4 protein-coding genes and 1 pseudogene are annotated in these 7,561 nt (G+C 66.7%); 3 read left to right on the top strand and 2 right to left on the bottom strand.

Features of this window, described 5'->3' with window-relative positions; genetic code table 11:
- Positions 1-109 precede the first annotated feature (109 nt).
- Together ACIRST_RS42185 and ACIRST_RS42180 are read right to left on the bottom strand one after the other, a co-directional pair.
- Entirely contained in the window at positions 110-736 is a 627-nt protein-coding gene (locus ACIRST_RS42185) for a transposase (protein ID WP_402810076.1), read from the bottom strand.
- 50 nt (positions 737-786) lie between these two features.
- Positions 787-873, bottom strand: a pseudogene (locus ACIRST_RS42180) (winged helix-turn-helix domain-containing protein); the annotation flags it as partial.
- Between ACIRST_RS42180 and ACIRST_RS42175 the strand changes: the two are divergent.
- The 3 genes from ACIRST_RS42175 to ACIRST_RS42165 all read left to right on the top strand — a co-directional run bounded on the left by ACIRST_RS42175 (position 844) and on the right by ACIRST_RS42165 (position 7,501).
- A complete protein-coding gene (locus tag ACIRST_RS42175; RefSeq protein WP_402810073.1) occupies positions 844-6,390 on the top strand; it encodes a polymorphic toxin-type HINT domain-containing protein in 5,547 nt (1,848 codons plus the stop codon). The pseudogene ACIRST_RS42180 and the gene ACIRST_RS42175 overlap by 30 nt on opposite strands.
- Positions 6,391-6,394: 4 nt before the next feature.
- The gene (locus tag ACIRST_RS42170) at positions 6,395-6,694 is read left to right on the top strand and encodes an Imm53 family immunity protein (protein ID WP_402810070.1); all 300 of its coding nucleotides are present in this window, start codon (positions 6,395-6,397) and stop codon (positions 6,692-6,694) included.
- A gap of 321 nt (positions 6,695-7,015) precedes the next feature.
- Entirely contained in the window at positions 7,016-7,501 is a 486-nt protein-coding gene (locus ACIRST_RS42165) for an Imm26 family immunity protein (protein ID WP_402810067.1), read from the top strand.
- Positions 7,502-7,561 lie beyond the last annotated feature (60 nt).

Raw genomic sequence — 7,561 nt, 5'->3', positions numbered from 1 at the left:
GCTGACACATCATCACGATCAAGGAGTTCCGATGACTCTTGACCGCAGTGGCCGACGGGCTCTCATGCTCCCGGCGGCGGGATGTCCCGAAACTACTGACCTTGGCGCTTCAAGGTGATGGCGGTGGGAGGTCGAGGGAGAATCCGGTCCCGGTGAGGAAACCGTCGAGGAGGTCGGAGCGGTACTGGAGCCGTTTGAGGCGATTGCGGACGAGCGCGGTGAGTCGCTCCAGAGCGACGCTGGCGAGGTTCGCCAGGCTGCGCTTGACGTGGGCCCACAGGTACTCGACCGCGTTCAGCTCGGGCGCGTATGCGGGCAGGATGAACACCGTCAGCCAGTCCCGTGCGTTGATCAAGTCGCGCATGGCATGGGAGACGTGGGTGTTCAACCGGTCCCAGACCAGCACGATCGGCGCCTTGACCAGCTGGTGGACCCCGTCTATCAGCCCGATGTAGTCGCGCTCGGACAGGCTGCGGCGCTCGCCCTTGCGGCCGGCATGGCGCCGCAGCCTGTGACACAGCCGGGTCCGCGACCCCGGCCGCATCGCGATCAGCCCGGCGACCGAGACCCGTCCGGAGCCCCGGCCGCAGACCTTCACGACCGGGGTGATGCCGCGGCGTCCCCACGTGCGTGCCGTGGGCGGTCTGCGGGTGAACCCGGCTTCGTCCTCGAAGCAGAGCCATCCGTCGCAGGCCGCCCGGGCGCTTTTACCTCCGCCCAGGTCACCTCCATCCACGCGGACACGGCCTGCTCGTCGCGTTCGGCGGCCCGCCGCGTGGGGACCTGTGGGGTGAAGCCGAGTCGATGCATCAGGCGGGTGGCTCCCGAGACGCTGTAAGTGACGTGGAACTTCCGCCCTATCAGCGTCGCCACCCGCGCGCCGGCTATCTCAAGGAGATCGCGTACGGCCAGCGCCTGGACGAGCAGCAGGCGGCGAAGGGCGGGGCGAGCCCGGCGGCGAAGGTCACCTTCTCCGTCGCGGAGCGCTGCGTCGCCAGCGGGTCGATCACCTGCGCGGAGGACCAGCGCACGGCCGCCAATGCCGATGCCTGGCCGGACACGCCGATCGACCAGATCTGCACCGACAGCTCCTGCACGGTCTCGGCGCCCACCTTCTTCACGACCAAGCGCCTGACCGCGATCACCACGCAGGTGATGGTCGACTCTGCCTACCGCACCGTCGACACCTGGAACCTCAACCAGCAGCTCGCTGACCCGGGTGATGGCACCAAGCGCCTCCTGCAGCTCGACTCCGTCCAGCGGGTGCCGAGCAACGGCCAGGCGGAGATTAAGGACCTGCCCGTGGTCCAGTTCCAGTACGTGATGCGTGCCAACCGCGTCGACGGGCTCGTCCCGGCCTCGCCTATGTTCATGCGCCCGCGCCTCACGGGGGTCACCACCGAGACCGGCGGCCGGATCAACGTCATCTACAAGGACCCCGAGTGTTCGCGGGTCAATAACCATATGCCGTCCTCCGAGGACGGCAACACGATGGCCTGCATACCCGTCAAGTGGTTCCTGCAGGACCAGTCCTCCAAGGATCCGGTCAACGACTGGTTTGACAAGCCCCTTGTCAAGGTCGTCACCGAGCAGGACCTCGTCAGCACGCCAGCAGTCGCAAAGACCACCGAGTACACCTACGAGGGTGGGGCCGCCTGGCACCGCAACGACGCCGAGTTCACCGACTCGAAGACCCGCACGTGGGACCAGTTCCGCGGCTACCAGTCGGTGATCACCACTACCGGGAGCGGAGACGCCTCTGAGGCCCCCAAGACCCAGCAGCGGGTCACCTACCTGCGGGGCATGGACGGCGACTACCTGGCCAACGGCACCCAGCGCACCGTCCAGGTGCCCAGCCCCCTGGGCGGCACGGTCACCGACAGCGCCCAACTCGCCGGACGCGTCGTCGCCACCGAGGTCTACGACAAGGCCGGCGGCACGGTCACCGGAGTGACCGGGACCACCTACAACGGCCAGCAGGTGTCAGCGACCCAAGCCCAGAACGCGGGGGCACCGAAGGTTTACGCCTGGCTCCCGGACTCCGAGAGCACCACGATCAGCAAGGCCCTCCTCGCGGACGGCAGCTGGCGCACCACCACGGCGGTCACCGCCACCGAGCCGGCCAAGGGCAACCGCGTCGTCAAGGTCGACGACAAGGGTGACGGCACCGCCGCCACCCCGGAGACCTGCACCACGACCGGGTACGCGGCCGGCGACAATCCCCAGATGCTGACCCTGGCGTCGGACACGACCACCTTCCAGGGGCCCTGCTCGGCGACGGCAACGGCCGCGAACACCCTGGCTGCCAGCCGCGTCGTCTACGACGGCAAGGCCTTCACGAAGGCCGGCGCGGTCGGAGACCCGACTGGCAGCCAGGTCCTGGACCACTTCGATGAGGCCGGCAACCCCGTCTACATCAACGACGGCAGCGCCACGTTCGATGTGTATGGCCGCAACCTCACGATGGCGACGACCGACGGATCGACCTACGACCGCAGCGGCGCGCAGATCACCGGCCCGTCCGCCACCCCCGCCGTTACTACCATCGCCCTCACCCCCGCCTCCGGGCGGCTGCCGACCGAGATCCGCACCACCGGGCCGATGGGAGCGGGATGGACCACCACCGTCACCCAGGACCCCGCCCGCGGCTCGCCACTGACCAGCAAGGACATCAACGACCGCGTCACCACCAGCCAGTTCGACGCCCTCGGCCGCGTCACCGCGGTCTGGGCGCCAGACCGGCCGACCACGGAGTTCCCGAGCCGGAAGTTCACCTACGCGCTCAACGGGACCAAGGCACCGTCCGCGATCACGACCGAGTCGATCAACGACGACGCGCTCTCCTACTCGGCGAGCATCGAGATCTACGACGGCCTCGGAAGGCCCCGGCAGACCCAGAGCACCAGCGACGCCAAGCCCACCGGGCGCCTGATCACCGACACCGTCTACGACAGCCACGGCTGGGTCATCAAGACCTCCGCCCCGTACTACGAACAGGGCTCATTCCCCACCCCGACCATCTTCCTCCCGGCGGCCGACGGACAGGTGCCCGGCCAGACCTGGAACACCTACGACGGCAACGGGCGCGTCGTGCGCTCGGAGTTCCGCTCCAACGGCAACTTCCAGTGGGCCACCACCACGGCCTACCCCGGCGCCGACCGCACTGACGTCACCCCGCCCGCGGGTGCCGCCCCGGTCTCGGCCGTCGGCGACGCCCGCGGACGCACTACCGCCCTGTGGCAGTACCGGACGCCGACCGCGACCGGCAACCCCGCCGACGCGGACATCACCGCCTACGGCTTCACCCCGGCGGGCCTGGCCGCGTCGCGGACCGACAGCAGCGGCAACACCTGGAGCTACACCTACGACCTGCACGGTCGCCAGATCTCGGCGTCCGACCCCGACACCGGCACCACCCGGACGTTCTACGACGCCAACTCACGCGTCGACCACACCGTTGACGCCAAGAACACCACGATCGCCTACACCTACGACCTGCTGGGCCGCAAGACCGGTTCCTTCACCGGAAGCGTCGCGCCCGCCAACCAGCTGGCCTCCTGGTCCTACGACACCCTCGTCAAGGGCCAGGCCACGTCCTCGACCCGCTACGTGGGCGGAGCGAGCGGCGCGGCATACACCAGCGCCGTCACCGGCTACGACACCGCGTACCGGCCGCTGGGCAACTCCGTCACCATCCCGTCCGCCGAGGGAGCACTCGCCGGCACCTACGCCACGGCCAGCACCTACAGCCCGGTCATCGGGTCCCTGAAGAAGCTCGACATCCCGGCCGCCGGCGGACTGCCGGCCGAGACGGTCAGCTACGGCCGCACCATCACCGGCCTCCTGACCGGAACCTCCAGCCGCGGCAAGGCCGTCATCGCCCAGGTCGCCTACGACGCCCTCGCACGGCCCGTGCGCACGACCGCCGGCGACTACGGCAAGCAGGTCGTCTCCACCCAGCAGTACGACTGGGGCACCGGGAGGATCATCAACTCCTTCCTGGACCGCCAGACCGGCACCACCTCCATCGACCAGACCTCCTACACCTACACCCCGTCGGGCCGCATCACCTCGGTCACCGACCGCCAGGACGCCGCCGCCACCGACACCCAGTGCTTCACCTATGACCACCTGAACCGGCTGACCGGCGCCTGGACCGACACCGGCGGCGTTACCACCACCGCCGACTGGACCGACTCCTCCGGAACCGTCCACGGCACCGGCAGCTCCACCACCGTCCCCGGCATCGGCGCCTGCATCAACAAGGACGGCCCGGCCACGGTCAGCCCCGGCGGACGCACCGTCGGCGGCCCGGCGCCCTACTGGAACACCTACACCTACGACGCGACCGGCAACCGCACCGGATACGTCCAGCACGACATCACCGGCAACAGCCTCAACGACACCACCACCACCCAGACCTTCGGAGCCGCCAAGAGCACCAACACCCCCACCACCGCCCCCAACACCGGCGGCGGAACCGGCGGCCCCCACGCCCTGCTCACCTCCACCACCAGCGGACCGGCAGGCACCAAGGCGACCAGCTACCAGTACGACGCCAAGGGCAACACCACCGCCATCACCGACACCGGCGGCACCACCACCCTGACCTGGAACGGCGAGGACAAGCTCGACTCCCTCACCACAACCGGCCAGGCCGGCGCCACCACCTACCTCTACGACGCCGACGGCAACCAGCTCATCCGCCGCAACCCCGGCAAGACCACGCTCAACCTGGCCACCGACGAGCTCACCCTCGACACGGCCAGCGGCTCCATGAGCAACGTCCGCTCCATCGCCGGGCCCGGCGGGCTGACCTACACCCGCGTGACCGCGGCCGTCGGCGGAGGCACCGTCCTCATCCAGGCCGCCGACCCCCACGGCACCAACAGCGTCCAGATCACCAGCAACACCGTCCAGACCGTCACCCGACGCCCCACCGACCCATTCGGCAACCCCCGCGGCACCCAGCCCACCGCCAGCCAGTGGGCCGGCACCAAGGGCTTTGTCGGCGGCAGCAAGGACGACGCCACTGGACTCACCAACCTGGGCGCCCGCCAATACGACCCCGCCCGCGGACGCTTCATCAACCCCGACCCCATCCTCGACCAGGCCGACCCCCAGCAGTGGAACGGCTACGCCTACAGCAACAACAACCCCGTCAACCTTTCCGACCCCAGCGGGCTTCACCCCGACGGCATCTGCGGCGGATTCGGCACCTGTGAAACCCCCCAACACGACATCATCCACGAGGACTGGCACCCCAACAGCACGGGCGGCTGGAACGTCGACTACTGGTACGGCAACAACTCAAAGTACAAGTACCACGCCGGCAACGACTGGTCCCTGATCACAAGGGGCTACAAGAGCAAGTGGCAACGCCTCAAGGAGGGGCTCAAGTTCGCGGCGGACTTCACCCCCGCGGGGGCCGCTATCGATGCCGCCAAGGACGTTCGCGACGGCAACTACCTGAGCGCCGCCCAAAACCTGGCCGGTGCCCTTCCCGGCGAACGCCTCGCCGCCACGGGCGGAAAGATCCTGGGCAAGGCGATCAAGGCCGCCAACGAAACGGAGAAGGCCGAAGAAGCAGCCGAGAACATCGCCGGCGCAGCCTGCAGCATCGCAAGCCTGGCTGACCCTGCCCACAGCTTCCTGCCCGGCACCCAAGTCCTTCTGGCAGACGGCACCACCCGAGCCATCGAGAACCTCCAAGTCGGCGACCAGGTCCAGGCAACAGACCCAGCAACCGGGACCACCGAGCCAAAGCCCGTAATCCGAACGATCCGAACCCCGGACGACGACCAGTTCACCACCCTGACTCTCAGGGCCAACGGCTCCGGCCGTGATCAGGAAAAGGTAGAGAACCTCACCAGCACTCAGCACCACCCGTTCTGGAACGAAACCACCCACCGCTGGGTCGACGCCTCGGAGCTGCGCCCAGGTGACGAGGTCCGCACAGCGGATGGCAGGATGCTCACCATCCTGACAGTCAGGAACTACGAGAGCGCCCCGAAGGCCGCCTACGACCTAACCGTCGCCGACCTCCACACGTACTATGTACTCGCTGGCAGCACGCCGATCTTGGTCCACAATGCGCGCGGCGGCGGGCAGCAGCCCGACCCGCGGGCCCTTGGTGACGATGGCATTGCATATCCGCACACGACGTTCCGGCGGCATGGCTTGACCGGCCAAATAAAGAAGTACCAGGAATGGTTGCCACAGACAAACCCGAGGAGCCCTCACCCGTGGGAAGCGGGTGATCGATTTGATCTAGAAGGGCCGGATCACATCAATGCCGATGGTACGGTAGTGGACACTCCTCACATTAATCAGCCTGACGGCGAGGCACGGAAGCCGACTCCCGACGAGAAGCCGATTGGATGTCCGTGATCGCATGAGCGCGCTAGGGTTTCTGCAGGATTGGTACACCTCTCAATGCAACGAAGATTGGGAGCATGAGTTTGGAGTCCGGATTGCAACGCTTGATAATCCGGGCTGGGTGATGGAGGTTGACCTGATTGGCACAGAAATTGAGGGGCGTCGACTTGAGAAGTCAAAGCTCGAGTCCGCGCCGGGTCGGTGGATTTGGTCTTCGTCTGATGGTGAAAAATTCATGTCCTCATGCGATCAGCTCTCTTTGGAGGAGATGATTTTCAGGTTTAAGGACTTCTCTGAGGGGCGCATAGGAAGCTAACCTCGATCTCTCATGACGGTCCGTCGGTTCATCCGGCGGACCGTTTCGGGCTGTTCGGGCTGGTGGTGGACATGCCTATGGCCCGGCTGTCGCGTCGGGTGGGCGCCGGATTCCACTCCTCCGGCCGAAGGATGACTCGTCGGGATATGACGTCGCTGCTGGTCACCCGGGGTTCAGTAGGGCTTGCAGTCGCTCGACGCGGTGGTGATCGTCTGGGTCCAGGGCCAGCGGCGGAAAGGCGTCGGTTCCGGGTAGTGTTCTGATCAGCGAGCGTGTTCAGATGCCTGAGGCCCGCTACAGGGTTGCTGGAGGTACCGTGTCATGCCCGTGAGATACCGGCAGAGCGATGTTTTTCTCATCCCCGTTGCGGACGGAGCATTCGCCCTTGGGCGAGTCGTCGTGAAGGCGCGCGGCGGAAATGTCCTAGTCGCCATCTATTCAGAGTTGGCTGAGTCGCTTGAGGGCGCTGTCGAGCTGGGACGTCTGCCGGCCTCGCGGCCGGTCTTCCTTGTCGAGGCCATGGATTTGCGCATCAAGGATGGGACATGGAGAGTGGTGGGGAACTGGACGCCGCCGACCGAACTGCCCACCCCGGTGTACAAGACTCAGTTTGAGCCTGGCGGCGACTTCTTTGAGCAGATGATTGATGGAAGTGTCGGCAGGCGGCTGACTGCGGATGAAGCGACTCGACTTAAGACGCAGAAGTCATTTTCTCCAGCTCTGGTGGAGAAGGCGATACGAGCCTTCCGGGGGATTGAGCCATGGCTCTCGGTGTTCGATGAATTGCGGACATCCGAAAAGGCGTAAATCGGACCCAGTTGGCGCCTTTTGGTGAGCGCATCAAGATCTCGGTAGTCGCATCTGCCC

Origin of the sequence: Kitasatospora sp. NPDC101447 (assembly GCF_044767225.1) — a bacterium.
Lineage (GTDB): Bacteria > Actinomycetota > Actinomycetes > Streptomycetales > Streptomycetaceae > Kitasatospora.
The sequence above is the reverse complement of the archived record's forward strand: the minus strand, read 5'-3'. Positions and strand labels throughout refer to the sequence as shown.